Genomic DNA, 26,000 nt, shown 5'->3' with positions numbered 1-26,000 from the left:
ATTTCATGTCCGAACTGAACGACTATCTGGTCCGCTCCGCGGCCGCGATCACGGCGACCGTCGAGCGCGACCTGACCGGCGAAATGCAACGCGCCGTGGACAAGACGGTGACCGCGCTGTCGTCCGGCAAGGCGCTGCTGATCTGCGGCAATGGCGGCTCGGCCAGCGACGCCATCCACATTGCCGGCGAACTGGTCGGCCGCTTCCTGAAGGAGCGCAAGGCCTACAATGTGATCGCGCTGCCGGCCAACGCGGCCGTGCTGACGGCCTGGGGCAACGACTACGGCTTCGATACCGTCTTCTCGCGCCAGGTCGAGGCGCATGGATCGGAAGGAGCGGTGCTGCTTGCCATCTCGACCAGCGGCAATTCGCCGAGCATCCTGGCGGCGGCCGAACAGGCGCGGATGATGGGCATGACGGTGATCAGCCTGACCGGCGACACCGGCGGCAAGCTCGCGCCGCTCAGCGACATCCTGCTCAACGTGCCGTCGACCTCGACGCCGATCATCCAGCAGGGGCATCTGTGCCTCTACCACTATCTGTGCGAGGCGGTCGAAGCGCGTCTCAGCAATGGCTGACAGTGCCGCGGTTGCCCCGCTTGTCGAGCCTGGGCTTTGGATCGAGCGGATCGGGACCACGAACTTCCCGACCGGCTTGCCGGCGCTGTTCCTCGACCGCGACGGCACCATAAACGTCGATACCGACTATCCCAGCGATCCAGCCGACATTGTGCTCAGGCCGCAGATGCTGCCGGTCATCAAGGCCGCCAATCTGGCAGGCCTGCCGGTCGTGGTGGTGACCAATCAGTCCGGCATTGCGCGCGGCTATTTCGGCTGGGATGCTTTTGCCCGGGTAAACCGGCGCGTGCTCGACCTCCTGGCCGAACAGAACGCCTTCGTCGACATGGTGCTTGCCTGCGGCTACCACGAGGCGGGCAGCGGCCCGCTGGGCGTTGCCGACCATCCGATGCGCAAGCCCAATCCCGGCATGCTGCTGAAGGCCGGCGACGAGCTTGGCCTGAACCTGAAGCGATCGCTGATCGTCGGCGACAAACCCGCCGATATGCAGGCCGGCCAGCGCGCCGGCTTGACGAGAGGCTGGCTGGTCGATGGCGATTCCTCGGTTATGCATGGCCTTGCGGTTTTGCCGCTGCGCGATGCCGAGGATATTGACGGGCTGCTCGCGACGATACGCTCGCTCTGATCGCAGATTGATTCAAAACCGGGCGCTAAATCGCTGGTTTTCAGGCGAATTTATCTGAAGCCGGCACATTAAGAGGAAAAGGCGACCAATCCCTCATCCTTGACGCGGCGGATGGTCAGCGCGGTCCGCACCGTGTCGACATTCGGCGCCGAGGCGAGTTCCTCGATGACGAAGGTCTGGAAAGTGCCGAGATCGCTCGCTACGCAATGCAGCAGGAAATCGGATTCGCCCGACACCATCCAGGCGTCGCGCACGATCGGCCAGCCACGCGTGCGCTCGGCGAAGGTTTTCAATTCGGCATCGGCCTGGTGGTGCAGGCCGATCAGGCAGAAGGCGACGACATCCATGCCGAGCGCCGGCGCGTTGAGCAGGGCGCGGTAGCCTCGAATGATGCCGGCCTCTTCGAGCCGCCGGACGCGGCGCAGGCAAGGCGGCGCCGAAATGCCGACGCGGCTCGATAATTCCACATTGGTCATGCGCCCGTCGCCCTGCAGCTCGCGCAGGATCTTCCAGTCGATGGCGTCGAGGTCGGCTTTGAGCGGCATGGCTGTCTCGGCTTTGCGCAAGAATCTTTCGCGATTTTGTCATTAAACGACTTTTGTGTCCGCGCCAGCCCTCCTGGACGCGATTTTTCCTGCGTAACAAAACCGAGCGATTTCGCGAATACACAACCAACAGCAGCTTTCCGGGGACGACGGTCCGTCCGCCTTGCTGCCATGGTTGGCAACCCTTACATTAACTGCAACTAGCCAACGGCTTTGCGCCGCAGGGGACTTTTTCTGATGAACACCAAACATGCGCCCGTTCTCATCATCGGCTCCGGCCCGGCCGGCTATACGGCGGCGATCTATGCCGCCCGCGCCATGCTGAAGCCGATGCTGGTCGCCGGCCTGCAGCAGGGCGGCCAGCTGATGATCACCACCGATGTCGAAAACTATCCAGGCTTCGCCGATCCGATCCAGGGACCCTGGCTGATGAGCCAGATGCTGGCGCAGGCCGAGCATGTCGGCACCGACATCGTCAACGACATCATCACCGAGGTCGACATCAATGTGCGGCCGTTCCGCGCCATTGGCGATTCCGGCACCGTCTACACGGCGGACGCTCTGATCATCGCCACCGGCGCGCAGGCCAAGTGGCTGGGCATTCCGTCGGAGCAGACCTTCATGGGCTTCGGCGTGTCGGCCTGCGCCACCTGCGACGGCTTCTTCTATCGCGGCAAGGATGTTGCGGTCATCGGCGGCGGCAATTCGGCGGTCGAGGAGGCGCTCTATCTGTCGAACCTCGCCAAGAGCGTCACCGTCATCCATCGCCGCGGCGATTTCCGCGCCGAGCGCATCCTGCGCGAGCGGCTGCTCAAGAAGGACAATGTCAAAGTCATCTGGGACACGGTCGTCGACGAGATCACCGGACGTCCGGGCAAGGCGCCGCTGCCCCCATCGGTCGAAGGCCTGACGCTGCGCAACGTGGTGACCGGCCAGGAAACGAAGCTGGTGGTCGACGGCGTATTCGTCGCCATCGGCCATGCGCCGGCGGTGGAGCTTTTCGTCGGCAAGCTGAAGCAGAAGCCGAACGGCTATCTGTGGACGGCGCCGGATTCCACCCGCACCGACGTGCCCGGCGTGTTCGCCGCGGGCGACGTGACGGACGACGTCTACCGCCAGGCGGTGACGGCGGCAGGGCTCGGCTGCATGGCGGCGCTCGAGGCGGAAAAATACCTGGCTGGGATCGAGGTTCACCGCGAAGCGGCGGAATAACAAACCGGCTGAGAAAAGCCGTTTAAAAGCCTGATTTTTCATTCAGACGCCAAAGGCAACACGAGGGGAATCATGGCGCTGGACTGGGACAAGCTACGCGTATTTCACGCAGCGGCGGAGGCTGGGTCGTTCACCCATGCCGCCGAGACGCTGCACCTGTCGCAATCGGCGATTTCGCGGCAGGTCAGCGCGCTGGAGCATGATGTCGGCGTAGCGCTCTTCCATCGCCATGCGCGCGGCCTGGTGCTGACCGAGCAGGGCGAAATGCTGTTCCGCACGGCGCATGACGTGCTGATGAAGCTGGAGACCATCAAGACCAGGCTGACCGAGACCAAGGACCGGCCGTCGGGCGTGCTGCGCGTGACCACCACCGTGGGCCTGGGCGCTGGCTGGCTGACCGAACGCGTGCAGGAATTCATCGAGCTCTATCCCGAGATCAGCCTGCAATTGATCCTCGCCAATGAGGAGCTCGACCTCACCATGCGCCAGGCCGATTGCGCCATCCGGCTGCGCCAACCGCAGCAGCCGGACCTTATCCAGCGCCGGCTGTTCACCGTGCATTTCCACCTCTACGCGGCGCCTTCCTATATCGCCAAGTTCGGCAAGCCGGCCTCGATCGCCGAGCTCAGGAACCACCGCATCGTCACCTTCGGCGTACCGGTGCCTTCGCATCTGTCGGAGCTGAACTGGCTGGAGACGGTCGGCGATTTCGAGGGCGGACAGCGCGTGCCGACACTGCAGATCAACGACATCCTGTCGATCAAGCGCGCGGTGCAGGGCGGTGCCGGCATCGCCATGCTGCCCGATTATGTGATCAGCAAGGACACCAACCTTATCCAGTTGCTGCCCGAGACCGAGGTGCCGTCCTTCGACACCTATTTCGCCTATCCGGATGCGATGAAGAACCAGGCGAAGCTGCATGTCTTCCGGGACTTCATCATAGCGAAGGCGCGCAGCTGGTCATATTAGTCGACGGCGCGGATCAACCGCGCCAGGGCGTGATACGCGGCAGCCAGCCGGGTACCGAGCGGCGATAGGCCTCGTATTCGGCGCCGTAGCGTCGGGCAAGTGTCGGCTCCTCATAAGCTTTGACGAAGGAGACCATCGCCGCCGCGGCGATCAGGCCATAGATCACCACCGGCCAGCTCGAGAAGATCAGCGCCTGTCCGAGGATGATTGACAGCACCGCCACATACATCGGGTTGCGGACATGGCGGTAGACGCCGCCAACCACCAGCTTCTCGGTGGGCGCCACCGGCGCCGGCGTGCCGAGACCCTCAAGCGCGAAGCGGGCGAAGGCGTGAAGCAGGATCGCGGTGGCCACCACGACCAGGATAGAGCCGGCAGGCATGAAGCCCGGTACGGCGGACAGCGGCGTGCGGTAGCGGTCGGTCAGCAACCAAGGCACCAATCCGGCAACGACTCCGGGCGCCACCATAAGGAACAGCGCGCTGCCGGCAATTGCTGAAAAACTACGCACCCCAAGTCTCCTGCCGCAAAAATAAACTTTGGCTGCCGAAGCCAGCATCATTTTGCCGACTCCGTATTTTTCGAGCAAAGTCGGCCCCGTTTTGCATTTCAGCAGTTGCTTTTGATCCGAAAACGCGGCGGAATCGCCTTATTTTCCTGGTCCTATGAGTTCCCGGCAAAGGTTGGACCACAGCCTGCCTCTTTTTGCATGCGTGTGTTGCAAAATAGATGCTTGTTTCTTGGGCATGAAGAGCACATATATAGCCACATCTCCAGGGCGCGTTCTCCTCCCATTAGCGCCCTCGAGTGTTCCCCTCTGGAGGTTAGCCCTAATCGGCACTTCCAATCAAACTCAGCCGGATCTTTATTGATCCGGCTTTTTTGTTGCCCGCGCGCCTCACCATCATCGAAAAAACGACGCGATCCACCACGTAACAGTGACATGTAACATCGGGTAACATGTCGCGGACGCACTCTATCGATTAAGTGGAGGATAGGACGCGGTTGGTCGGTTCGGGAGATGGGGGCATCACCCGAAATGACCGGGCTCAGGCAGCTACCGCGTCCGAACTATTTTTCCGGATGCGGCGGACCTGCTGTTGCCTCCCAGGAAAACGGCCCGCAATAAAACGGCGTCCGGATCATCCGGACGCCGTTTTTGCTTCCAGCCAAATCGATCAGGCCGCCTTGTTGCCGTTGGCGTTCATCGCCTCGTCCGCCAGGCGTCCGGTCAGCTCGGCCATGTGGTCGAAAGCGGCCTTGTAGCTGGCGACGCCAGCGGTTGCCGAGCGCAACTCGATGATCAGGTCTCCGATCTCCGCCTGCGGCATGGTCGCCTCGACCACGTCCCAGCCCGGCCAGTCGGGCCGCGCGTCATAGCCGAGGATCTGGCCGCGGCGCTGCGGGATCAGCGCGATGATCTTCGAGGTCGCGTCGGAGGGCGTGACGATCTCGACCTTCATGACCGGTTCCAGCAGGACCGGCGAGCAGGCCGCCATGCCTTCCTTCATGGCGAGCTTGGCAGCCATCTGGAAGGCCATGTCGGAAGAATCGACCGCATGGTAGGAGCCGTCCGACAAATTGACTGCGACGTCGACGACCGGGAAGCCGAGCGGGCCGGTCTTCAGATAGTCGCGAATGCCCGTCTCGACCGACTGTATATAGGTCTTGGGCACCACGCCGCCGGTGATCGTGTCGGAGAACTGGAAGCCTGTGCCGCGCGGCAGCGGCTTGATCTCGATCACCACATCGCCGAACTGGCCGTGACCGCCCGACTGTTTCTTGTGACGGCCGCGCTGCTGCGCCCCCTTGCGGATGGTTTCCCGATAAGGCACCGCCGGGGCGTGGCCTTCGATCGGGATCTGGTTCTTGCCCTCCAGCCGCTCGCGCACGACGCGCAAATGCATCTCGCCATGTCCGGACAGAACGGTTTCGGCAGAGTCCTGATTGTGGCGCAGGCTGAGCGAGGGGTCTTCCTCGGCAAGCCTCTGGATGGCGGCCGACATCTTGACCTCGTCCTTGCGCTCCTTGGGGCGCAGCGCAAAGGCGAAGACCGGTTGCGGCGGCTCGAGCGCGGTCAGCGGTCGGGTGCCGCCCTTGGCCGAGCTCAGCGTCTGGCCGGTCTTGACGTTGTCAAGCTTGCCGAGCGCGACGGTTTCGCCGGCCTTTGCGGATGTCTGCTTGAGCTGGTCCTTGCCGAGCATCCTGTAGATGCCGGAGACCTTTGTCGTGTCGCCGTTGGAGAGGCAAAGCTCGGCAGCGTCGGCCAACTGGCCGGAAAGCACGCGTGAGACCGAGAGCTTGCCGCCATGCGCGGTATGGATGGTCTTCATAACTTGGACGACGGTCTGGCCTTCCGGCGCGCCAAGGCGCTTTCTGGTCGCTTCGACATCGGGCGCATCATGGCGGATCGCCTTCAAGAGGCGCAGCACGCCATTGCCTTTCTCGGCCGTGCCGATCAGCACCGGTGTCACGGCGCCGGCGCGCAGATCGGCTGAGAGGTCGTCGAAGATCGCGTCCTTAGGCGGCTCGATCTCCTCCAGAAGCTGCTCCATCAGATGGTCGTCATGGTCGGCCAGCGTCTCCAGCATGGAGAAACGGGCTTCCAGTTCGCGCGCCTTGTCGTCGCCCGGGATTTCAGCCACTTCGCTCTCGGCATATTCGCGGTAGATGTAGGCGCGCTCCAGCGCCAGATCGATCGAGCCGATGACGACGCCGTCCTTGCGCAGCGGAATCTGGCGCAGCAGCAGCGGCATCGAGCTCGCCGGCTGCAGCATCTTCAGCGTCTCGCGCACGCCGGCGACCGCCCTGTCGACCTTGTTGAGGAACAGGATGCGCGGGATGGCGAGATCGTCGAGCTTGCGCATGATGAGCTGCAGCGCGGGGATCTTCTTCTCGTCCGCCTCGGCAACGACCACCGCAAGATCGCAAGCGGCAAGCACCGGCTCGGCCTCGAAGGCGAACTCGATCGATCCGGGGCAGTCGACGAAGGTCAACTGCTCGCCCATGAATTCGGTGCTGGCGAAGGTCGCCTCGACGCTCATGGCGTGGGCGCGGGCCTCGGGTGAGTGATCGGAAACGGTGCTGCCCGATGAAACGGGGTTCTGGCGGGGAATGGCGCCCGTTCGGGCGAGGATTGCTTCGAGAAGTGTCGTCTTACCGCTTGCAAAGGGACCGATTATGGCGATGCATTTCGGTCCCGTGCGTCGTCCTCCGGCGCGAGTACCCATGGCTGACCTCCACTCAGGCGTTTCCCGAGAGCGATCAGCAAAAGTGCGTCCGATCGCACCCTTAAGCAGAGCGGCGGCCGGCCTGTTCGGCCGTCGCAAGCGAGGCTTATGCGCCCCTGCCCGAAGCCATCGTCACACGGGTTTGCCGGGAGGGCAAGAAAAATAGGATGTTCGCCGGCTTTGTTCGTCAGGCTGTAAGGGCAAGCGGCTCGGACGCCGCCGCACACCAGGCGCTCGCCTTGTCGCGCGGCGCCGGCTTGCCGAAGAAATAGCCCTGGAAGCGGCTGCAGCCGGCAGTCCTGGCCAGGGTGAATTCCTCCGCCGTTTCGACGCCCTCGGCGACGATCACGATGTCCTGGATGCGCGCGATCTGGGCGAGCGCGGAAACGAAAATCTGTGCCACCTGGTCATGCGCCAGGCTGCTGATATAGGAGCGGTCGATCTTGACGCTGTCGATGGGCAACGACTTCAGATAGTTGAAGCCGCAATGTCCGGTGCCGAAATCGTCGAGCGCGATGTGGAAGCCAAGGTCGCGCAGAGCCTCCAGGCGTCGCAGAACCTCGGGCGTGGCGGCCATCGCCACCGTCTCTGTGATCTCGATGATGAATTGCGATGCCGACTGGCCGGTCTCTCGCAGGACGCGATCGCACATGTTCACGATCTCGTCGCGCTTCAACTGCTCGCCGGAGACGTTGATCGAGATGCGTCGTCCGGGAAAATGGCCGATGTCGGCGCAGGCGCGCTTGAACACCCATTCGCCGATCATATCGATCAGCGTCGAGCGCTCGGCGATCGGGATGAACTCGGCCGGCGAGATCAGGCTGCGTACCGGGTGGCGCCAGCGGATCAATCCTTCCAGCGCGTCCACCGTGCCGCTCGGATCGACGATCGGCTGGTAGTGCAGCTCCAGCTCGCCAAGATAGATGGCGGCACGCAACTCGCGCTCGACCAGCCGGCGGTAGCGCTTGTCCGACAGCATCTCCTCGTCGAAGATAGTGACGCGGCCGCGGCCGCCGGCCTTGCTTTCATAGAGCGCGAGGTCGGCCAAGAGCATCAGCTCAGTGGCGTTCGACGCATGCAGCGGCGCCAGCGCGACGCCCACCGAGATGGACAACGGGACGATCTTGCCTTCGTGGCGCTTGCCCGCTCGCATCGCCTCCAGCAGGCGGCGTAAATCCTTGTTGATGAGGGCGATGTCGCCGTACGGAACCAGGACGCCGAACTCGTCGCCGCCGAGCCGGCCGATGACACTTTCTTCGAAGATTCGCTCCGCCTCCTTGACCAGATGCGCCAACGCGAGATCTCCGAATTGATGCCCGAACGTGTCGTTGAGCTGCTTGAAATGATCGAGGTCGATCAGAAGCAGGCTGGTCTCGCGGCGGTTGCGCAGGCCGGCCAGACGGTCGCGCAGCGCCTCGATGAAATAGCGGCGCGTCATGGCGCCGGTCATGGCGTCGACGGTCAGGAAGCGATGCTTCTCGGCTTCCGCGTCCGCCGCCGATTGAAGGCGCTGAACGATGTTGGAGCGCATATACATCAAGACGAGCAGTGCCATCAGGGTGGACGCCACCGACATGGCGAGCGCGCCGGCGCGCGAGGTGTTCTCAGTCAGCCCGAAAGCGGCGAGCCCGGTGGCGGCGATGCTCAGCATAAGCAAGGCCTGGATGCCGCGATAGATGCGGCCGCTATGATCCTTGATGGTCGCCAAGATACTCATGTCCGCGCCCCCACAGCACGGGGCCATGGCTAGGGCTTCAGCCGTTAACAAACACTGAGTTCCCGGGCCGTCGCGCGGCATTAATCGGCGCTTGATCGGGCGGCAGAGTTTTATGGTTAAAAAGCAACGATTTATGACAGTTTTTTGACTGGCCAACGAGCCCTCGTCGCGGACTTCAACGCGGTTCTCCAGCGGCTGAAAAAGGCCGGTTGCGTCAGCCGCTCATCGGGATGAAACTGCATCGCAAAACGCCGCCGGCGAAGCGCTACCTAGGAAGGACCGAAAGATGAAGATCATTGCGTGCGGCAGCGTGCCGACGATCGTCGCGCCGGAGACCTATTTTACCGGCCGGGTGCTGCAGACGCCGATCGTCGAGAAGGAAGCGCCAGCGCGGCTCAGGGCGACGCTGGTCAGCTTCGAGCCCGGCGCGCGCACGCATTGGCACACGCACCCACTTGGGCAGACGCTCTATGTCACTTCCGGCGCCGGGCTTGCCCAGACCTGGGGCGGGCCGATCGAACAGATCAGGGCGGGGGACGTCGTCGCCTTCGCGCCGGGGGAAAAGCACTGGCACGGCGCCGGGGCGAAAACCGCTATGACGCATATCGCTATGCAGGAGGCGCTGGACGGGGTCCATGCCGACTGGCTGGAAGCGGTGACACCGGAGCAGTATGGCGGTTGAGGCCGCCCAACAAAAAACCCGGCCGGTGCCGGGTTTTTCCGATCTGGGAGCTTCCGCCCCCGGTCAGGTCAGCGATGCGGTAAAACGCTGGATGCGCGTGCAGGCTTCTTCGAGCAGCGCGTCCGAGGTGGCGTAGGAGATGCGGAAGTTCGGGCCGAGCCCAAAGGCCGAGCCGAACACCACCGCCACGCCTTCGGCCTCGAGCAGCGCCGAGCAGAAGGCCTCGTCGGTGTCGATCACCTTGCCAGCCTTCGTCTTCTTGCCGATCAGCTGAGCGCAGGACGGATAGACATAGAAAGCGCCTTCCGGCGAGGGGCAGGAGATGCCGCGCGCCTGGTTGAGCATCGAGACGACGAGATCGCGCCTGCCCTGGAAGATCGCCTTGTTCTTGGCGATGAAATCCTGCGGGCCGTTCAGCGCCTCGACGGACGCCCATTGCGCGATGGTGCAGGCGCCGGATGTCTGCTGGCCCTGGATCATGTCCATCGCCTTGATCAGATGGACGGGACCGGCCGCGTAGCCGATACGCCAGCCAGTCATGGCGTAGGCTTTCGACACGCCGTTCATGGTCAGCGTTCGCTCATAGAGGCTCGGCTCGACCTCGGCGATGGTCTTGAAGACGAAGTCGCCATAGGTCAGGTGCTCGTACATGTCGTCGGTCAGCGTCCAGACATGCGGGTGTTTCAAGAGCACGTCGGCCAGCGCGTGCAGTTCCGCCTCGGTGTAGGCGGCGCCCGACGGGTTCGACGGCGAGTTCATCAAGAGCCACTTGGTCTTCGGTGTGATCGTCTTTTCCAGCACTTCGGCCGTCAGCTTGAAGCCGTTGTCGATGGAGGTGTCGGCAAACACCGAGGTACCGCCGCAGATCGCCACCATTTCGGGATAGCTCACCCAATAGGGGCGCGGGATGATGACCTCGTCGCCGGGGTTCAGCGTCGCCATGAAGGCGTTGAACAGGATCTGCTTGCCGCCGGTGCCAACGATGGTCTGCTCAGGCCGGTAGTCGAGATTGTTCTCGCGCTTGAACTTCTTGGCGATCGCCTCGCGCAGCGGCACGATACCCGACACTGGCGGATATTTGGTCTCGCCGCGGCGGATCGCCTCGATCGCCGCATTCTTGATGTTGTCGGGCGTATCGAAATCCGGCTCGCCGGCGCCGAGACCGATGATATCACGGCCGGCATTTTTCAGCTCGCGCGCTTTCTGCGTCACCGCGATGGTCGCGGAAGGCTTAACGCGGGAAAGGGCGTCGGCAAGAAAGGCCATGACCTGATGTCTCCTAGGAAGGCGGCCAGGAGCGGCCGCGGCGCCTCTCATGTCGCATCGTCTCGCCAAGCGCAAGCATTGTGCGATGAGCCAGAGGTCAATGAGGCGTGACAAGGGTCAAGCCTGCGTGACAAAGGTCAAGCCTGCGTGAGCTGCGGTTAATAAACTCATCAACGACCGGTAAACCCTTCGCTGGCAGGATGCCGGATTGAATTCCGCCAGTTCGCGGAGCGAGGGGGATCTTTGTCGCGCAGCATCGGGCTTGCCCACATCATTCGCCATGATGACGGCACCTCGACCGGTGTCTGGGGCATCTATACGCTGCAGAGCGCGTTCCAGCCGATCTTCGCCTTCAAGGAGGGCAAGCTCGAGGTCGCCGCTTTCGAGGGTCTGATCCGGCCGTTCCGCGACGGCGAGGCGCAGCCGCCGGCAGCCTTCTTCGGCACGTGTCCCGCTGCCGACCGGCTGCATATCGAGGCCCTGACCAGGACGCTGCATCTCTTGAATGCGGGCGCCTGCCTGCCGGAGCATGCGTCGATCTTCGTCAATTTCGACCCGTCTGTCTTCACCAACCGCGGCATTGCCGACAAGGCGCTGCGCGACATGCGGCTGGTGCTCCACGAAGCGGGCATCGATCCGCGCCGCATCGTTTGCGAGGTCACCGAGCAGAAGTCGGCTTCGCAGGAGACGCTCTATGGTTTCGTCGAGGCGCTCAGGGCCAACGGGTTCCGCATCGCGGTAGACGACTATGGGGCCGATGAATCCGACATCAATCGGGTCAAGGAGCTCAAGCCCGACATCGTCAAATTCGACGCCCACTGGATCACGCATCTGATGGAGTCCGGGCCAGGCTTCGCGTTGCTGACGGCGATGGTGCACAGCTTCGAGAACCAGGGGATACGCACCGTCTTCGAAGGCATCGAGGAAGGCTGGCAGCTGGAACTCGCGGAGAAGTCCGGCGCCTCGATGGTGCAGGGCTATGTGCTTGCCCGACCGGAACTGGCCCCGACCAGCTTTCGCGTCTTCAGCAAGGGTACGGAGCAACCTCCGGTCCAGGGCGGCAAGACTTCAGCCGCCGCCAACCCAACGCCGTCGCCGACACGCCCGGCCAGGGTGTTCGGGCGCAAGGCGGCGCTATGAGCGACCGAGCGGAGCGGCGGCGCAACGTCGCCGAGGCGATCTTCGCCGACGAGATCGGCATCCGGTTCGGCATCTATGGCGAGTTCCGGCTGTGGAGCGCCTATCAGCCGATCTTCGCGCCCGAGGGAAGGGCGCTGAGAGCGGTCGCCGTCGAAGCCCTGATCGAGCCGCGCCGCGCCGCGCGGCCGGTCGCGCCGTCGGTCTTCTTCGACAGCGTGCCGCAATCCGACCGGCTGTTTGTCGAGACGATGTGCCGAAGGCTGCATCTGGCCAATTACCGCAACATCGACGCCGACGGGCTGACCCTGTTCTTCAACTACAATCCGACGATCAATGACCATCTCGGGCGGGCGCTGGCGGAAATCCGGCTGATGAGGCGGCATCTCGGCGATTTCGACCTGCAACCGAGGCTGCTGGTCTGCGAGATCACCGAACAGGCGGCCGACGACCATGTCCTGACCAGCCTGGTGCGCGAAATGCGGCGCGACGGCATCCGCATCGCCATCGACGATTTCGGCACGGGACATTCGACCGAGGAACGGATCAGCCTGCTTCAACCGGATATCGTGAAGATCGACGGCAACTGGTTCGCCGAGTTCTGCCGCCATGCCGCGGCCGAGCGGTTCTTCCGGCCGCTGGTGTCGATGCTGCATGACCGCGGCGCCAAGGTGCTGGTCGAAGGGATCGAGCAGGCCAATCACCTGCGCGTGGCGCTCGACGGCGGCGTCGATCTCCTGCAAGGTTTCCATCTTGCCCGCCCGGCGCTAGCCGGCACGATCTTCAACCAGGAGCCGCTGTCGATCGATGCGCTGCTGGGCATGGACAACAAGGTCGTGCCCCTGCACCAGCGCCGCTGATGCGGACCCGAGGAATACATCAGCAACGCTGATGGTTTTGCCCAAGAACAAATCACTGGATGGCGCGGCTCAGCCGCGTTAGAGCCCCTCCTGCATCTGGATTCTGGCGAGGGCAAACGGCATGATCCTTTACGACATGAGCGACAGCGGCAATTGCTACAAGCCGCGGCTGTTGATGGCCAAGCTCGGCATTGCCTTCACCCGCATCGAGGTAAGCTCGCATAGCGGCGCGACGCGCAAGCCCGATTACGTCGCCAAGAATCCGAACGCCATGGTGCCGCTGCTCGAGCTCGACGACGGCCGGCGCATCGCCGAGTCGAACGCCATCCTGCTCTATCTCGCCGAAGGCACGCGCTTCCTGCCGGCCGACAGATATGAGCGGGCGCTGGCCTATCAGTGGCTGTTCTTCGAGCAATACAGCCATGAGCCCTATATCGCGGTGCGCAAGGCGCTGCTCACCTTTCCGGAGCGGGCGAAGGACGCGACGCCCGAACGGTTGGCGCAGACGCTGGAGCGCGGCAACAAGGCCCTCGGCGTGATGAACAGGCACCTGGAACAGAACGCCTTCTTCGCCGGCAATGCCTACAGCGTCGCCGACATCGCGCTCTACGCCTACACCCACAGCGCCGAAAAGGGCGGCTTCCAGCTCGACGCCTATCCGGCCGTAGTCGACTGGCTGAAGCGGGTCGAGGCGGATGAGGGGCATGTGCCGATCGATTGGCGACCCTAAGCTCGATAACCTCCTGGGTGGACTACTGCGGCTACTTCAACAGGCGATCATATTCGGAATGGGTGCCGACCCAGAACCAGATCAGATCATCATGATCGCGGATCGCTACGGCGCGATAGTTGAGGTCAACCCGTGCCGACCAATACCGTCCAACTTGCTTGAAATGCAGCGATGGATGAAACGGGTCGGCGCGTAATTTGGCGAAGCTGGCGTCCGCCTTCGCACGAATTAAAGAGGGTAATCTGCCGTAGGCCTCCCAGAAAGAGGGAGCGGCAAAATGATTCACAGGGGCCGGGTCCGGCCTGCGCGATGGTCGGCGAGGGCTTGCTCGGCCAGCTTGTCCAGCCGGCCCGCCTTGGCGTCGGCCTCGATCTGCTTGTCCCACAAATCGGCCTGCAGCGTCTCAAACCACGCAGCAAACGCTTTCAGCTCGTCGGGGCTGAGTTCGGTGACGGATTTTTCGATCTGCTCAAGCTTTGTCATTGTTCAATAGTAGCACACACTGGGCCAAAAGTACCAACCGGTGGGCCTATGAGACCTAGACACCAGTTCGTTGGAATCCAGACAACAAAAAAGGCGGGCAATGCCCGCCTTCCTATGCCGGTAGCCTGATCGGGAGCTTCCGGTCCGGGCTGGCAGCTATCTGCTGTTCCAGCTTGTCGGTCCTGCCGCTCCGGCGCGCTTCTCGCGCGACCGTCAGTACATCCGTGACTTGCCGCGCGCCCCGAACCTTCGTCCGGCGCGCGCTGTCGCCAAATCAGGCTGCCTTGCTCAGAGACCCAGCAGCGGACTTGCCGGTGCGGCGGTCCTGCTCGATCTCGAAGTTGATCTTCTGGCCTTCAACGAGGCTGGTCATGCCAGCGCGCTCGACAGCGGAGATGTGGACGAAAACGTCCGCGCCGCCATTGTCAGGCTGGATGAAGCCGTAGCCCTTGGTGGCGTTGAACCACTTGACCGTACCAGTTGCCATGTAAATGCCCTTCCACATTTGCTTACGTTTGACCGGACCAATGTCCGGCCGTTGGCATCGAAATTTTGGAGATAGACGTCAGCAAACGCGAAGATCGCGGCCCGATCGATCGGCCAAATTCAATGCGGCGGATATAAGATAGTTTGCGCAAGAAAACAAGATGGGTGCTGAGCGTCGTTCGCGTGCCTTGAAATTGCGCGCAAACATCGAATGGAAGTTTTGACACGGGGCATGCGTTGTGGAGGGATGACGTGCTCGCCGTTTTGGGAGAAGAGGCATGAAAACCATTCTGCTCGCCGCCTGTTTCTTGCTGGCGACCGCCGAGGCGCAGGCGGTCTCGCGCTACGACCCGACCCGCATGAGCTGCGACCGGGTGCAGGCGACGATCGCCAGGCAAGGCGCCGTCATCCTGCGCTACCAGTCGAGCCGCGTGCCGGGACTGCCGCTTTATAACCGCTATGTCAGCGACGCCCGCTTCTGCAGCCCGGGCGAGGTGAGGTCACGCGCCTATGTGCCGAGCGCCGACACCAAATCCTGCGCCGTCTATGTCTGCAAGCGGCCGGATTTCGATCATTTCAGGCGCCGGTTCCTGCGCCACCACTAGCGTGCGCTGATATTCAGGTGATGCCGGCCTGCGAGCGGCGGTGTCCTGCGCTTCCGGTGCTCACGTACTTCAAGTACGCTCCGCTCCGGTTCTCGGACATCACCGCTCTCGACTCGGCCTGACCTGAATCTCAACGCACGCAGGAGCGTTTTACGCCTCTATTGGGGCGGGCCACCCCTCAGAACCCGAACGAAGCCTGCGCGGCGGGCGGCGGGCCGACGCGCACGCCTTCCATGGCCAGCATCTTTTCCTTGGTGTTCGAGCCGCCGGGCGCCGAGAAGCCGCCGATCTTGCCGCCGGCGGCAAGGATGCGGTGGCACGGGATGACCAGCGGCACCGGGTTGGCGCCGAGGGCGGCGCCGGTCTCGCGGGCAAGGCCGCTATGGCCGGCTCGCTTCGCCAGTTCGCCGTAGGTGGTGGTCTCGCCGAAGCCGAGCTTGCGCGCCGCGCCGTAGATGGCGAGACGGAAATCGTCGATGCCGTCGAGGTCGACCGGCACGTCGGAGAAATCGACATCCTCGCCGGCGGCATAGGCCTTGATCGAGGCGATGAGCTCGACCACCCATTGCGGCTGGTCGGTAGAGGTTGAGACGCCCGGGTGGCGCAACAGACGGCGCTCGATCGCCTCGCGGCTGCGCTCGGGCAGGCAGAGGCGGATTAGGCCCCTTTCGCTCCAGGCTATACCCATGAAGCCGATCACTGTTTCTAACACTGCGTGGCCGGCCGTGATCTCGGATGCGGGTTTCATGGCATATTCCTCCGGCAAAACGGCAAAAAACGAGTACATATACGGAACAATATGGCATCCCGGCCCTGTTCCCGCCACCCGAAAACCGCCAACAGGCCCCGATTGCCGGGGGTAAATCGCTGGTGTAAGGACTCCTTAACAACCCGACAAACCGGACCCGCACGGCTTGCCAGTTAAGATCATCCTCACCGCCGTCGGCGTGCTCGTCGCAGCAGCCGGCCTTAGCGGCTGTAATACGACCTCGCAGACGAAGGCCGCGCCCGCGCTTGCGGCGGCGTCGACGCCTGTTGTCGCCGACGATACGCCGACCGTCGCGCTGCCGGATACCGTGGCCGTGTTGCCGGAGCCTTCCGGTCTCGCGCAGGTGCAGACTGCGGCGCTTGCCGGCGATGCCGTGGCGCTGGCGACGACGCCTGGCGCGCCCAAGACGCAAAGCACCCCCGCGACGCAAAGCGCGATGGCGACGCAAAGCGCGCTTTTGCCGCCGCCAGTCCAGCCGGGCGCTGCCTTGCCGCCGCCGGCGCAGCCCGTGGCCTTTGCCGGTTCGACGCCTATCGCCGGCCGGTTCCCGCCGCCGCCGGTGTTGATGGCCGGCGCGTCGCCGACCGGTCCGGGCGCAATCAAGCAGGCGGCCGTCTATACGACCGCCGGTGTCGCCATGCCGGTCACCGGCCAGACGGCGAAGATCGCGCCGATGCCCGGCGTTCAGCAGGTCGCGTATGTTTCCCCGGACAATCCGGCGCTGCTTGCCGACCCCGGCCAGCCGGAGCAGCACGCGACCGGCGTGCGCGGCGACGTCGACCGCCTGATCGTCAAATACGCTGCCCTCTACCAGGTGCCTGTGGATCTGGTGCGCCATGTCGTCAACCGCGAAAGCACCTACAATCCCAAGGCCTACAACAACGGCCATTGGGGGCTGATGCAGATCAAGCATGCGACCGCGCGAGGCATGGGCTATGACGGTCCGGCCAAGGGCCTGTTCGATGCAGAGACCAACCTCAAATACGCGGTCAAATACCTGCGCGGCGCATGGCTTGTGGCCGAGGGCAACGCCAAGAAGGCCGACTGGCTCTACCAGACCGGCTATTATTTCGACGCCAAGCGCAAGGGCCTGCTCGAGGCGACCGGCCTCGGCGTCGACCGTAAGCGCCACCGCCTGCCGCCCGACGCCTGAGCGGCCCGTCATGCGCTGCGTTGCGGGACAGCGCCATGCATGAGAACAACACGCACCGTCCGCCGGCGCCCGACGATATCCGGCTGCGCAAGATCCTCGACGACGCGCTGAGCGCGCCGCATTGGCCGCAAGGCTTCGCCATGCGCTGCTTCGAGCACAGGGACGCGCAAGCCCTGCATGCGCTGCTCGCAGAGGCGTTCGACGACGGTGCCGACGGACCATTCGATGCCTGGTGGCCGCGTATTTCCGGCGATGCGGAGTTCGATCCCGATCTCTGTTTCCTGGTCATCGACGGCAAGGGCCTGCTGGCGGGGGCCGCGCTCTGCTGGACATCCGGCTTCGTCAAGGACCTCGCCGTTCACCCGGACTCAAGGCGACGCGGCATCGGCGAGGCGCTGATGCGGCATGTGTTCCTCGCCTTCCGCGACCGTGGCGCCGTGCATGTCGATCTCAAGACCAATATGGTCGAGAACAGCGCTGCCTTCCGGCTGTACGAGCGGCTGGGCATGATCCCGGTCGCCTGGGAAGGTTAACATTCTGCAAACTTCCGTCGGCGTGGCGGCAAGTTTGTGAACCGCTTCACATAGGCTGACGTTAGGGGATGCTAATTGCTGTTCGTGCCGGGCGGCCGATCGGCGGATCGACGCGGGCAAGGCGTCGGAGGAGGCTGTGCCGGCATGCGTCAGCCACTCCTAGGTGGGCTCCGGGGCGGCGGGTTTCGGAGCCCGCCCGCTTTGTTTTGAAGCGCGCGAGGAGGTGTCGCCGTGGCTCCGTTCACCGTCAACCCGACGCGTTTCGATCCCTACAAGACCTATCGCTTCCGGCTGAAATGGGACGGCAAATATGTCGCCGGCATTTCCAGGATCAGCGGACTGAAGCGCACCACCGAGGTGGTCGAGCACCGCGATGGGGGTGCCGCCGGCAACACGCGCAAATCGCCCGGCATCACCCGCTTCGAGCCGATCACCATCGAACGCGGCGTGACGCATGACCTCGAATTCGAGCGCTGGGCGAACAAGGTGTGGGACCTGCAGAACGGGCTCGGCTCGGAAGTGTCGCTCAAGGATTTCCGCAAGGACATCATCCTCGAATTCCTCAACGAGGCCGGCCAGGTGGCGATCGTCTACAGGATCTTCCGCTGCTGGCCGTCGGAAGTTGAGATGCTGCCCGACCTCGACGCCAACGCCAGCGCCGTGGCGATCCAGACCATGAAGCTGGAGAATGAGGGCTGGGAGCGCGATGCCGATGTGCCCGAGCCGCACGAGTCAAGCTTCACCGATCCGCCGGCCTGATTTCGCAGGCGGAATCGCTGGGCAGAAAGTCGCTCAGATATCCGGTGCGTTGCCGACCTTCTGCTTCATCTCCAGCGCCCAGGCGCGGCCCTCGTCGCCGCCCCACAACAGCCAGGCGATGTAGCCGGCCGAGGGATTGTTTTCGTTGCCGTAGTTCCTGCCCTTTTTGTCGACCTCGTGGCGGGCGAAATAGCTGACCATGCGCCGGATGGTCGACGGCGGCAGGCTCCTGCGGCTCTTCAACTCGGTTGCCCGCGCGACGCCGATCTCGGTGCCGCCGCGGCCGAATTCCTCGCGCAGCCTGAGACCCTTGGCTGCGTTGTCGGCAACGATCTGCGGGCAGCGCAGGTCGATTTCTTCGGGCATGTGTTCATCCATCGCCGGGGTTCTAGCGTATGGGCGGGCGAAGTGGGAGGGCTTCCAGTGGGGGTGCAGTCGGTTGATGTTGCACTCTACGGCGCCCCCCTCTGTCCTGCCGGACATCTCCCCCACAAGGGGGGAGATTGGCCGTCGCGCCGGCTTTCGCCAACCTTCGACGTTGCAGGATGAGCGGGGCGCCTAAGCTGCTGATCTCCCCCCAAGTGGGGGAGATGTCCGGCAGGACAGAGGGGGCGCGAAGGATCGCGACGTTATGCGCTTTCCACCCTGAGCCTTGGCAAACATCAAATCCCGACCTGGCCCTTCGGCTTCGGGCGCCTCGCGTTAAACTCCCCGCATCAACCCGCGAGGCTTCCATGCCCAAGATCGACCTCTCCGCCGTCCCTATCCGCAAAGGCTCCGGCTACCCCGCACCCTTCGACCAGCCTTGCGCCGAGCGCACCCGGCAACGCCTCGGCGATGCCGGCGGGCTGAAGGATTTCGGCGTCAACCTGATGACGCTGCCGCCCGGCGGCTGGTCGAGCCAGCGGCACTGGCACAGCCATGAGGACGAGCTCGTCTATGTGCTGGAGGGCGAGCTGACGCTGGTCGAGGACGGCGGCGAGACGCTGCTCAGGGCGGGCGACTGCGCCACCTTCGCCAAAAACAGCGGCAACGGCCACCACATGATCAACCGCTCGTCGGTCACGGCGCGCTACCTGGAAGTCGGCTCGCGCAACCCGGAGGATGTCATCACTTGCTCCGACATCGACATGATGAGCCCAAGCTCGGACGGGCGGTTTCTGCACAAGGACGGGACGCCGTATGAGGGGCAGGGGTGAGCCAGGCTCCCCCTTCTCCTCTTGTGGGAGAAGGTGGCCGCGCAGCGGTCGGATGAGGGGTGTTCCAGCGGAGTGAGGCGTTGGCAATCAACCAAACGACCGCGGCTGAATAAGCGTAGCGTCAAGCTGGAACACCCCTCATCCGTCTCGGCGCTGACGCGCCGATCCACCACCCGGCCCTTCGCAGGCTCAGGGCGTTCGAAGCTCGAAAAGCCAAGCAATTGGCTTTTCGTCCGCTAACGCGGACCGCCTCTCACCCCACAAGGGGAGAAGGGGAAGGCTGGCGTTCCCCCGCCGCCGCGATAAGCTCCCCCGCCAACCAAGGAAGGACCACCATGGACAAGGAAGTCATCGAAGTGCCCGTGATGTCGGCGAAGGTGCGCGCGCTCGGCCTGCCGTGCTCGACGGCGGTGCGGGCCAACGGCTTCGTGTTCATCTCGGCGACGCCGCCGGTCGACATGGTGACCGGCGAGATGGTGCGCGGCGACATTGAGGTCCAGACCGAGGCGTCGCTGAAGGCGCTGAAACACTGCCTGGAAGCGGCCGGCACCTCGCTCGACAAGGTGGTGATGGTGCGCATCTACGCCGTCAATTCCGGCTTCTACAACGCCATCAACCGGGTTTATGCCAGGTATTTTGCCGTGAACCCGCCAGCGCGCAGTTTCGTGCCGGTGGCGTCATGGCCGATGGAGTTCGATATCGAGATCGAGTGTGTGGCGGTGGCGTGAGGATGAACTCGGGGCCACACGCAGATCAGCGCGTGAGCCTGAAGGCTATGTACGGGCAAACCAACGCCCTTTGTCGGCGCCGCAGACAAAATGAATCTTTACACCGGAATCCTCTAATGCCTGCCTATGTTCAAGCCAATCAGAATCAACGGCGTTCGCCACCGGAGCGCCACTCACTATGCTGAGAGCTGCGAACTTTCGATCGCTAAGATCGAACTTTTTAAGCGAACCTACAGACGGGAAATCTCTATAACTTCCGTCTTTTTCTTTGGTTATCTCCAGCCTTTCAATTCGCTTCGCCGCCGCCGTCAGGAACGCTTGTATAAATCTATTGCCCACCCCTGGCTGCCCCATATTCAAGTGTCTTGTGTATTCCTGTTCAATTTCTCCTCCTACGTCCAATATCAAACGGCCCTTGATTATCATGTTCTCCAAGAAGTCTATGGAGTTCAATCTGCACTCAGCCGTCGCATTCGTATCTCTTCCATTGGCCACGATCGGAACATTAGTATCTACGACATATCTCATTTGGACTCTGTCCGCATTCGCTTCAGTCGTGCTTTTTCGGCGGCAACCGTCTCTCCGAACGCGTCACCCATAAAATTTTCAGGCCAATTTTCGATTTGTCCATAAAGGTCGACCTTTAGAGGATGAAGTATAGATTCTCCTTCTGGTGCTTCACAGAAATAAAGAGATATGTCCTTATTGCTTACTTCTCCTTCCGCTATCCGTCTTTGTAATCTTAAAATTAGATGCTCGGAGTGGCTTTCAAATATGACTTGAATATTCCTGTGAGTGGCAACGTTTATTATCAAATCTGCCAAATTTGCCTGAGCTAAAGGATGAAGGTGAATTTCTGGCTGCTCAAGTATTACCGTAGACCCCTCGGGGACAAAATAGAGAAGTGTTATAATTGGGAGAACTTGCGAAACACCGAACCCAACATCGGTTAATAACGCGGTCGGTCCGCCTTCCCTGACTTGAACTCTGGCCTGCCAATAGTTTGATCCCTTGGCCAATTCAATAACGTCGAAACTCTTTATTAATCCAAGTTCTGATAACCAGTAGGCAACCATCTCCTGAAACGTTTTCAGGCGAGCCTTGGTTTTAAGATTTCTGGTCTCGTTACTGATCGTCGCGGCAAGTATTGCCTCTATTGTTTTTTCACCTCTAATGCCAACATCTCTTGGTCTGGATCTTGACCAAACATACTCGCGCTTTGGGTATTCACGAAGCGGGCCGAGATAGTAAATGCCGTCAATTTGCCTTTCGTAGACCGCCTCTAGGTCCGACAAAAACGAGGCGTTTTGAAAGTATGTTCTCGCTTGGTCGGGAAATGCATATCCTTTCACCGGGCCGGGAATTTGCCATGCTCGGCCTGGAGTGCGTATGAAGCGGAAACTGCTGCCAGATGCCTTGAGCTCAAATGCTGTTGAATCAGACCGCTTGGATGAGAGCGAAAAAGTTTGGCTATCGCCAACCTGATAGGTCAGGCGACGCCCAACTAGCCCCGCCGTACCAACCCCAACCTCGCCTCGGATTTTGATTTGGTCGGATTTGACGAAGATTTGTGTGCGCTTTGCCGAAGGATCAACCAATGAAATTGGTTCGGGAGTCGAAAAAGAGACGTTCCACTTTATATCGAGCGCTTCGTCATGAGAGTATACTGCGTCGTAATATCCGCCGAGGCTGACATATGTACCATTAAGTTCAAGTGATATTGTTCTGTCTGTGGCTTCTTTTGTTTGTTTTAATGTTAAAAGAAATTGTAATATGCTGGATTTTCCAGACGAATTGGTACCGAATAATCCCGTAATTCTTCCGAATTTAAGGTCTGCTTTTGGCCATGTCTTGAAGTTTTCAAAAACAATAGATTCAAGCATCTTTGTGGTCCGTCATCGCAAAATTGCAGCCGAATGCCTTCTTATATCGTGCTTTGGCCTTTCCAATAGTCTTGCTTACCTGCGGATTCGTTCCTGGAGCCTTACATGAAGGAGAAGTAAAATAGGGAAATTGTCAACCTGACAGGCGTCCCTTGAATCTCCGTTCCCGTTAGGCGACCGGAAATCACGCGAAATACTCCTGCAGCGGCCGCACCTCGAGGTTCCCCGCCCTTAACGCCGCGATCGCCTCGGCCACCGCAGCCGCCCCAGACAGCGTGGTGTAATACGGCACCTTCTGCATCAGCGTTGCCCGGCGCAGCGACTTCGAGTCCGACACCGCCTTCTGGCCGTCGGTGGTGTTGAAGACGATCTGGACCTGGCGGTTGCGGATGGCGTCTTCGATGTGGGGGCGGCCTTCCAGCACCTTGTTGATCTTCTGAGCGTCGACGCCGTTCTCGGCGAGGAAGCGGGCGGTGCCGGAGGTGGCGAGCACCTTGAAGCCTTGGCCGGCGAGGCGTTTGACCGCCGGCAGGATGCCCTTCTTGTCCTCGTCGCGGACCGAGACGAACAGCGTGCCGGAGCGCGGCAGGTCGACATTGGCCCCTAACTGGCTCTTGGCGAAGGCCAAAGCAAAATCGCGGTCGAGGCCCATGACCTCGCCGGTCGAGCGCATCTCCGGTCCGAGCAATATGTCGACGCCGGGGAAGCGGGCGAAGGGGAAGACGGCTTCCTTGACCGCGATGTGGCCGGGATTGCGCGGATCGGGCATTGGGCCGTAGTGCGCGAAGGCGTTTTCAAGCGTCTCGCCGGCCATGATGCGGGCCGCGATCTTGGCGATCGGACGCCCGATGGTCTTGGCGACGAAGGGCACGGTGCGCGAGGCGCGGGGGTTCACTTCCAGCACATAGACCGTGCCGTCCTTGATGGCGTATTGCACGTTCATCAGGCCGCCGACGTTGAGCGCGCGGGCCAAGGCCGCAGTCTGGCGTTCCAGCTCGTCCACCAGGTCCGACGGCAGCGAATGCACCGGCAGCGAGCAGGCCGAGTCGCCCGAATGGATACCGGCCTCCTCGATGTGCTCCAGAATGCCGGAGACGAAGGTCTCCTTGCCGTCGCACAGGCAATCGACATCGACCTCGATGGCCCCTGACAGATAGGTGTCGAACAGAAGCGGGTTTTTTCCCAGCAGCGTGTTGATCTGGCCGGTCTTGTCGTTGGGGTATTTCTGCTTGATGTCTTCCGGCACCAGGCCGGGCACGGTGTCGAGGAGGTAGGTCTGCAGCATGCCCTCGTCATGGATGATCTGCATGGCGCGGCCGCCGAGCACGTAGGAGGGGCGCACCACCAGCGGGAAGCCGAGTTCGCCGGCGACGAGGCGGGCCTGCTCGACGGAATAGGCGATGCCGTTCTTCGGCTGGCTCAGGTTGAGCTTGTGCAACAGCTTCTGGAAGCGGTCGCGGTCCTCCGCGAGATCGATCATGTCGGGCGAGGTGCCGAGGATCGGGATGCCGGCCTTTTCCAGCGCGTCCGCCAGCTTGAGCGGCGTCTGGCCGCCGAACTGGACGATGACGCCGACGAGCTCGCCCGAGGCCTGCTCGGCGCGCAGGATCTCCAGCACGTCCTCGGCCGTCAGCGGGTCGAAATAGAGCCGGTCGGAGGTGTCGTAGTCGGTCGAGACCGTTTCCGGGTTGCAGTTGATCATGATCGCTTCATAGCCGGCGTCGCGCAGCGCGAAGGCGGCGTGGCAGCAGCAATAGTCGAACTCGATGCCCTGGCCGATGCGGTTCGGGCCGCCGCCGAGGATGACGACCTTCTTGCGCGCTGACACCCGCGCCTCGTTGGCGAGCTGGCCGACGAAGGGCACTTCATAGGTCGAGTACATGTAGGCGGTGGGCGAGGCGAATTCGGCGGCGCAAGTGTCGATGCGCTTATAAACCGGATGAACGTCGAGCTTTTCGCGAGTCTTCTGAATCACTTCCGCGTCGGTCTTCGTCAAGGACGCAAGCCGGGCGTCGGAGAAACCCATCGCCTTCAGCATGCGCAGGTTTTCGGCATCCTGCGGCAGGCCGTGCTCGCGGATGCGCGCTTCCATGGCGATGATCCCGGCGATCTGCTCGAGGAACCACGGGTCGATCTTGCACATGGCGTGCACGTCTTCCAGCGACGTGCCCATGCGGATCGCCTGCGCCACCATGCGCAGCCGGTCCGGCGTCGGCGTGCCGAGGGCGGCGCGGATCGCGTTGCGGTCGTCGGCGTGGTTCGCGGAACCGAGGCCTGGGATCTCGATCTCGTCCAATCCCGTCAGGCCGGTTTCCAGTCCACGCAAAGCCTTCTGCAGCGATTCCTGGAACGTGCGGCCGATCGCCATGACTTCGCCGACCGACTTCATCGCGGTGGTCAGCACCGGCTCGGCGCCGGGGAATTTCTCGAAGGCAAAACGCGGGATCTTCGTCACGACGTAATCGATGGTCGGCTCGAAGGAGGCCGGCGTCGCGCCGCCGGTGATGTCGTTCTCGAGCTCGTCCAGCGTGTAGCCGACGGCGAGCTTGGCCGCGACCTTGGCGATCGGGAACCCGGTGGCCTTCGAAGCCAGCGCCGAGGAGCGCGAGACGCGCGGGTTCATCTCGATGACGACGAGGCGGCCATCAGCCGGGTTGACGGCGAACTGAACGTTGGAGCCGCCGGTCTCAACGCCGATCTCGCGCAGCACCGCGATCGAGGCGTTGCGCATCATCTGATACTCTTTGTCGGTCAGCGTCAGCGCCGGCGCGACGGTGATGCTGTCGCCCGTGTGAACGCCCATCGGATCGAGGTTCTCGATCGAGCAGACGATGATGCAGTTGTCCGCCTTGTCGCGGACGACCTCCATCTCATACTCCTTCCAGCCGAGCACGCTTTCCTCGATCAGCACCTCGGTGGTCGGCGAGGCGTCGAGGCCGGACTGGACGATGTCGTAGAATTCGGCGCGGTTATAGGCGATGCCGCCGCCGGTGCCGCCCATGGTGAAGGAGGGGCGGATGATTGCCGGCAGACCGACATGGTCGAGCGCCTGGGCGGCGATCGCCATGCCGTGGCTGATATAGCGCTGCTTGCGGTCGCCTTCGCCGAGGTTCCAGCGGGTTTCCAGCGCGTCGAGCGCGGCATCGAGGTTTTCCGGGTTCTCTGCCTTCAGCGCGGCGCGCTCGGCCTCATGCGTCTTGCGGTCGGCGTTCTTGACATCGGTGGCGTTGGCCAGCATCGAGCGCGGCGTCTCCAGGCCGATCTTGCTCATCGCCTGGCGAAACAGCGCGCGGTCCTCGGCCTTGTCGATGGCATGCGCGTCGGCGCCGATCATCTCGACATTGTAACGCTCAAGCACGCCCATGCGGCGCAACGAGAGAGCCGTGTTGAGCGCCGTCTGGCCGCCCATGGTGGGCAGCAGCGCATCGGGGCGCTCCTTGGCGATGATCTTGGCCACCACTTCCGGCGTGATCGGCTCGATATAGGTGGCGTCGGCCAGCTCCGGGTCGGTCATGATGGTGGCCGGGTTGGAGTTGACCAGGATGACGCGGAAACCCTCTTCCTTCAGCGCCTTGCAGGCCTGGGTGCCGGAATAGTCGAACTCGCAAGCCTGGCCGATGACGATAGGGCCGGCCCCGATGATCAGGATCGACTTGATGTCGGTGCGTCTTGGCATATTCGAAAAATCCGTTCGGCAAAGCGGCTTGCACGAAAAACCGGGACGGGGGAGGACCCGGCCGGTTGTGCTCGCGATTCTGGTATCAGGCTAGGAGGGCCTTATAGGGAAGAGTTTTGCGGGATGTAACCCCGAAAATGAGGGAGTAGGGGAGTAGGGGAGTAGGGGAGTAGGG

At 62.5% G+C, this 26,000-nt stretch carries 27 protein-coding genes; 14 read left to right on the top strand and 13 right to left on the bottom strand.

Annotated elements, in window-relative coordinates; translation table 11 throughout:
- The first annotated feature begins 5 nt into the window (after window positions 1-5).
- Window positions 6-578 carry an SIS domain-containing protein gene (locus tag FJ988_RS26170; protein ID WP_140821425.1) on the top strand — a complete coding sequence of 191 codons (573 nt, stop codon included), beginning with the start codon at window positions 6-8 and terminating at the stop codon, window positions 576-578.
- Window positions 571-1,203, top strand: coding sequence for an HAD-IIIA family hydrolase (locus tag FJ988_RS26165; RefSeq protein ID WP_140821423.1), 633 nt, complete (start codon window positions 571-573; stop codon window positions 1,201-1,203). The genes FJ988_RS26170 and FJ988_RS26165 overlap by 8 nt, the downstream gene beginning before the upstream one ends.
- A gap of 68 nt (window positions 1,204-1,271) precedes the next feature.
- Here FJ988_RS26165 and FJ988_RS26160 read toward each other — a convergent pair whose 3' ends face one another.
- Entirely contained in the window at window positions 1,272-1,748 is a 477-nt protein-coding gene (locus tag FJ988_RS26160; RefSeq protein ID WP_140821421.1) for an Lrp/AsnC family transcriptional regulator, read from the bottom strand.
- Window positions 1,749-1,985: 237 nt separating this feature from the next.
- Here FJ988_RS26160 and trxB point away from each other — a divergent pair, with 237 nt between their 5' ends.
- Window positions 1,986-2,960: a thioredoxin-disulfide reductase gene (gene trxB, locus FJ988_RS26155; protein WP_140821419.1), complete on the top strand. Its 975-nt coding sequence runs from the start codon at window positions 1,986-1,988 to the stop codon at window positions 2,958-2,960.
- Window positions 2,961-3,032: 72 nt separating this feature from the next.
- Window positions 3,033-3,929 (top strand): LysR family transcriptional regulator, encoded by an 897-nt coding sequence (locus tag FJ988_RS26150; RefSeq protein ID WP_140821417.1) that lies wholly within the window; start codon window positions 3,033-3,035, stop codon window positions 3,927-3,929.
- A 13-nt stretch (window positions 3,930-3,942) separates the two neighbouring features.
- On the opposite strand, the gene FJ988_RS26145 is transcribed toward FJ988_RS26150, so the two are convergent.
- From FJ988_RS26145 to FJ988_RS26135, 3 genes are all read right to left on the bottom strand, one after another.
- The gene (locus FJ988_RS26145) at window positions 3,943-4,440 is read right to left on the bottom strand and encodes an isoprenylcysteine carboxylmethyltransferase family protein (protein ID WP_140821415.1); all 498 of its coding nucleotides are present in this window, start codon (window positions 4,438-4,440) and stop codon (window positions 3,943-3,945) included.
- A 667-nt stretch (window positions 4,441-5,107) separates the two neighbouring features.
- A complete protein-coding gene (locus FJ988_RS26140) occupies window positions 5,108-7,159 on the bottom strand; it encodes an elongation factor G (protein WP_140821413.1) in 2,052 nt (683 codons plus the stop codon).
- 187 nt (window positions 7,160-7,346) lie between these two features.
- Window positions 7,347-8,876, bottom strand: coding sequence for a bifunctional diguanylate cyclase/phosphodiesterase (locus FJ988_RS26135; protein WP_140821411.1), 1,530 nt, complete (start codon window positions 8,874-8,876; stop codon window positions 7,347-7,349).
- A gap of 286 nt (window positions 8,877-9,162) precedes the next feature.
- Between FJ988_RS26135 and FJ988_RS26130 the strand changes: the two genes are divergently transcribed.
- The gene (locus FJ988_RS26130) at window positions 9,163-9,558 is read left to right on the top strand and encodes a cupin domain-containing protein (protein ID WP_140821409.1); all 396 of its coding nucleotides are present in this window, start codon (window positions 9,163-9,165) and stop codon (window positions 9,556-9,558) included.
- A 63-nt stretch (window positions 9,559-9,621) separates the two neighbouring features.
- Here FJ988_RS26130 and FJ988_RS26125 read toward each other — a convergent pair whose 3' ends face one another.
- Window positions 9,622-10,824 (bottom strand): pyridoxal phosphate-dependent aminotransferase, encoded by a 1,203-nt coding sequence (locus tag FJ988_RS26125; RefSeq protein WP_140821407.1) that lies wholly within the window; start codon window positions 10,822-10,824, stop codon window positions 9,622-9,624.
- A gap of 243 nt (window positions 10,825-11,067) precedes the next feature.
- Between FJ988_RS26125 and FJ988_RS26120 the strand changes: the two genes are divergently transcribed.
- The 3 genes from FJ988_RS26120 (at window position 11,068) to FJ988_RS26110 (ending at window position 13,551) form a co-directional block, all read left to right on the top strand.
- A complete protein-coding gene (locus FJ988_RS26120) occupies window positions 11,068-11,964 on the top strand; it encodes an EAL domain-containing protein (protein ID WP_140821405.1) in 897 nt (298 codons plus the stop codon).
- Window positions 11,961-12,821 (top strand): EAL domain-containing protein, encoded by an 861-nt coding sequence (locus FJ988_RS26115; RefSeq protein ID WP_140821403.1) that lies wholly within the window; start codon window positions 11,961-11,963, stop codon window positions 12,819-12,821. The genes FJ988_RS26120 and FJ988_RS26115 overlap by 4 nt, the downstream gene beginning before the upstream one ends.
- A gap of 121 nt (window positions 12,822-12,942) precedes the next feature.
- Entirely contained in the window at window positions 12,943-13,551 is a 609-nt protein-coding gene (locus FJ988_RS26110; protein WP_140821401.1) for a glutathione S-transferase family protein, read from the top strand.
- 31 nt (window positions 13,552-13,582) lie between these two features.
- Here the strand turns inward: FJ988_RS26110 and FJ988_RS26105 are convergent, their stop codons facing one another.
- The 3 genes from FJ988_RS26105 to FJ988_RS26095 all read right to left on the bottom strand — a co-directional run bounded on the left by FJ988_RS26105 (window position 13,583) and on the right by FJ988_RS26095 (window position 14,521).
- Window positions 13,583-13,837 carry a hypothetical protein gene (locus FJ988_RS26105; protein WP_140821399.1) on the bottom strand — a complete coding sequence of 85 codons (255 nt, stop codon included), beginning with the start codon at window positions 13,835-13,837 and terminating at the stop codon, window positions 13,583-13,585.
- Window positions 13,834-14,034 carry a hypothetical protein gene (locus FJ988_RS26100; protein ID WP_140821397.1) on the bottom strand — a complete coding sequence of 67 codons (201 nt, stop codon included), beginning with the start codon at window positions 14,032-14,034 and terminating at the stop codon, window positions 13,834-13,836. The genes FJ988_RS26105 and FJ988_RS26100 overlap by 4 nt, the downstream gene beginning before the upstream one ends.
- Before the next feature lie 274 nt (window positions 14,035-14,308).
- Complete coding sequence (locus tag FJ988_RS26095; RefSeq protein ID WP_140821395.1) at window positions 14,309-14,521, bottom strand: cold-shock protein; 213 nt, start codon at window positions 14,519-14,521, stop codon at window positions 14,309-14,311.
- A gap of 277 nt (window positions 14,522-14,798) precedes the next feature.
- Between FJ988_RS26095 and FJ988_RS26090 the strand changes: the two genes are divergently transcribed.
- Window positions 14,799-15,125, top strand: a complete 327-nt coding sequence (locus FJ988_RS26090; protein WP_140821393.1) for a hypothetical protein — start codon at window positions 14,799-14,801, stop codon at window positions 15,123-15,125.
- Between the two features lie 178 nt (window positions 15,126-15,303).
- Here FJ988_RS26090 and FJ988_RS26085 read toward each other — a convergent pair whose 3' ends face one another.
- Window positions 15,304-15,873 (bottom strand): methylated-DNA--[protein]-cysteine S-methyltransferase, encoded by a 570-nt coding sequence (locus tag FJ988_RS26085; RefSeq protein WP_140821391.1) that lies wholly within the window; start codon window positions 15,871-15,873, stop codon window positions 15,304-15,306.
- 166 nt (window positions 15,874-16,039) lie between these two features.
- Here FJ988_RS26085 and FJ988_RS26080 point away from each other — a divergent pair, with 166 nt between their 5' ends.
- The 3 genes from FJ988_RS26080 to FJ988_RS26070 all read left to right on the top strand — a co-directional run bounded on the left by FJ988_RS26080 (window position 16,040) and on the right by FJ988_RS26070 (window position 18,339).
- Entirely contained in the window at window positions 16,040-17,047 is a 1,008-nt protein-coding gene (locus tag FJ988_RS26080; RefSeq protein ID WP_140821389.1) for a lytic transglycosylase domain-containing protein, read from the top strand.
- Window positions 17,048-17,082: 35 nt separating this feature from the next.
- Window positions 17,083-17,580, top strand: coding sequence for an N-acetyltransferase (locus tag FJ988_RS26075; protein ID WP_140821387.1), 498 nt, complete (start codon window positions 17,083-17,085; stop codon window positions 17,578-17,580).
- A gap of 231 nt (window positions 17,581-17,811) precedes the next feature.
- Window positions 17,812-18,339, top strand: coding sequence for a phage tail protein (locus FJ988_RS26070; RefSeq protein ID WP_140821385.1), 528 nt, complete (start codon window positions 17,812-17,814; stop codon window positions 18,337-18,339).
- 33 nt (window positions 18,340-18,372) lie between these two features.
- Here FJ988_RS26070 and FJ988_RS26065 read toward each other — a convergent pair whose 3' ends face one another.
- Window positions 18,373-18,705, bottom strand: coding sequence for a hypothetical protein (locus FJ988_RS26065; RefSeq protein ID WP_140821384.1), 333 nt, complete (start codon window positions 18,703-18,705; stop codon window positions 18,373-18,375).
- 368 nt (window positions 18,706-19,073) lie between these two features.
- On the opposite strand from FJ988_RS26065, the gene FJ988_RS26060 reads away from it, so the two are divergent.
- Both FJ988_RS26060 and FJ988_RS26055 read left to right on the top strand, forming a co-directional pair.
- The gene (locus FJ988_RS26060; RefSeq protein ID WP_140821383.1) at window positions 19,074-19,538 is read left to right on the top strand and encodes a cupin domain-containing protein; all 465 of its coding nucleotides are present in this window, start codon (window positions 19,074-19,076) and stop codon (window positions 19,536-19,538) included.
- A 335-nt stretch (window positions 19,539-19,873) separates the two neighbouring features.
- Entirely contained in the window at window positions 19,874-20,266 is a 393-nt protein-coding gene (locus FJ988_RS26055; protein ID WP_140821382.1) for a Rid family hydrolase, read from the top strand.
- Between the two features lie 45 nt (window positions 20,267-20,311).
- Here the strand turns inward: FJ988_RS26055 and FJ988_RS26050 are convergent, their stop codons facing one another.
- The 3 genes from FJ988_RS26050 to carB all read right to left on the bottom strand — a co-directional run bounded on the left by FJ988_RS26050 (window position 20,312) and on the right by carB (window position 25,825).
- Window positions 20,312-20,794 carry a hypothetical protein gene (locus FJ988_RS26050; protein WP_140824960.1) on the bottom strand — a complete coding sequence of 161 codons (483 nt, stop codon included), beginning with the start codon at window positions 20,792-20,794 and terminating at the stop codon, window positions 20,312-20,314.
- On the bottom strand, window positions 20,791-22,149 hold the full coding sequence (locus FJ988_RS26045) for a DUF3696 domain-containing protein (protein ID WP_140821380.1): 1,359 nt from the start codon (window positions 22,147-22,149) through the stop codon (window positions 20,791-20,793). The genes FJ988_RS26050 and FJ988_RS26045 overlap by 4 nt, the downstream gene beginning before the upstream one ends.
- Window positions 22,150-22,333: 184 nt before the next feature.
- Window positions 22,334-25,825 (bottom strand): carbamoyl-phosphate synthase large subunit, encoded by a 3,492-nt coding sequence (gene carB, locus FJ988_RS26040; RefSeq protein WP_140821379.1) that lies wholly within the window; start codon window positions 25,823-25,825, stop codon window positions 22,334-22,336.
- Between the last annotated feature and the right edge of the window lie 175 nt (window positions 25,826-26,000).

It is taken from the genome of Mesorhizobium sp. CU3, assembly GCF_006442965.1.
Lineage (GTDB): Bacteria > Pseudomonadota > Alphaproteobacteria > Rhizobiales > Rhizobiaceae > Mesorhizobium.
The sequence above is the reverse complement of the archived record's forward strand: the minus strand, read 5'-3'. Positions and strand labels throughout refer to the sequence as shown.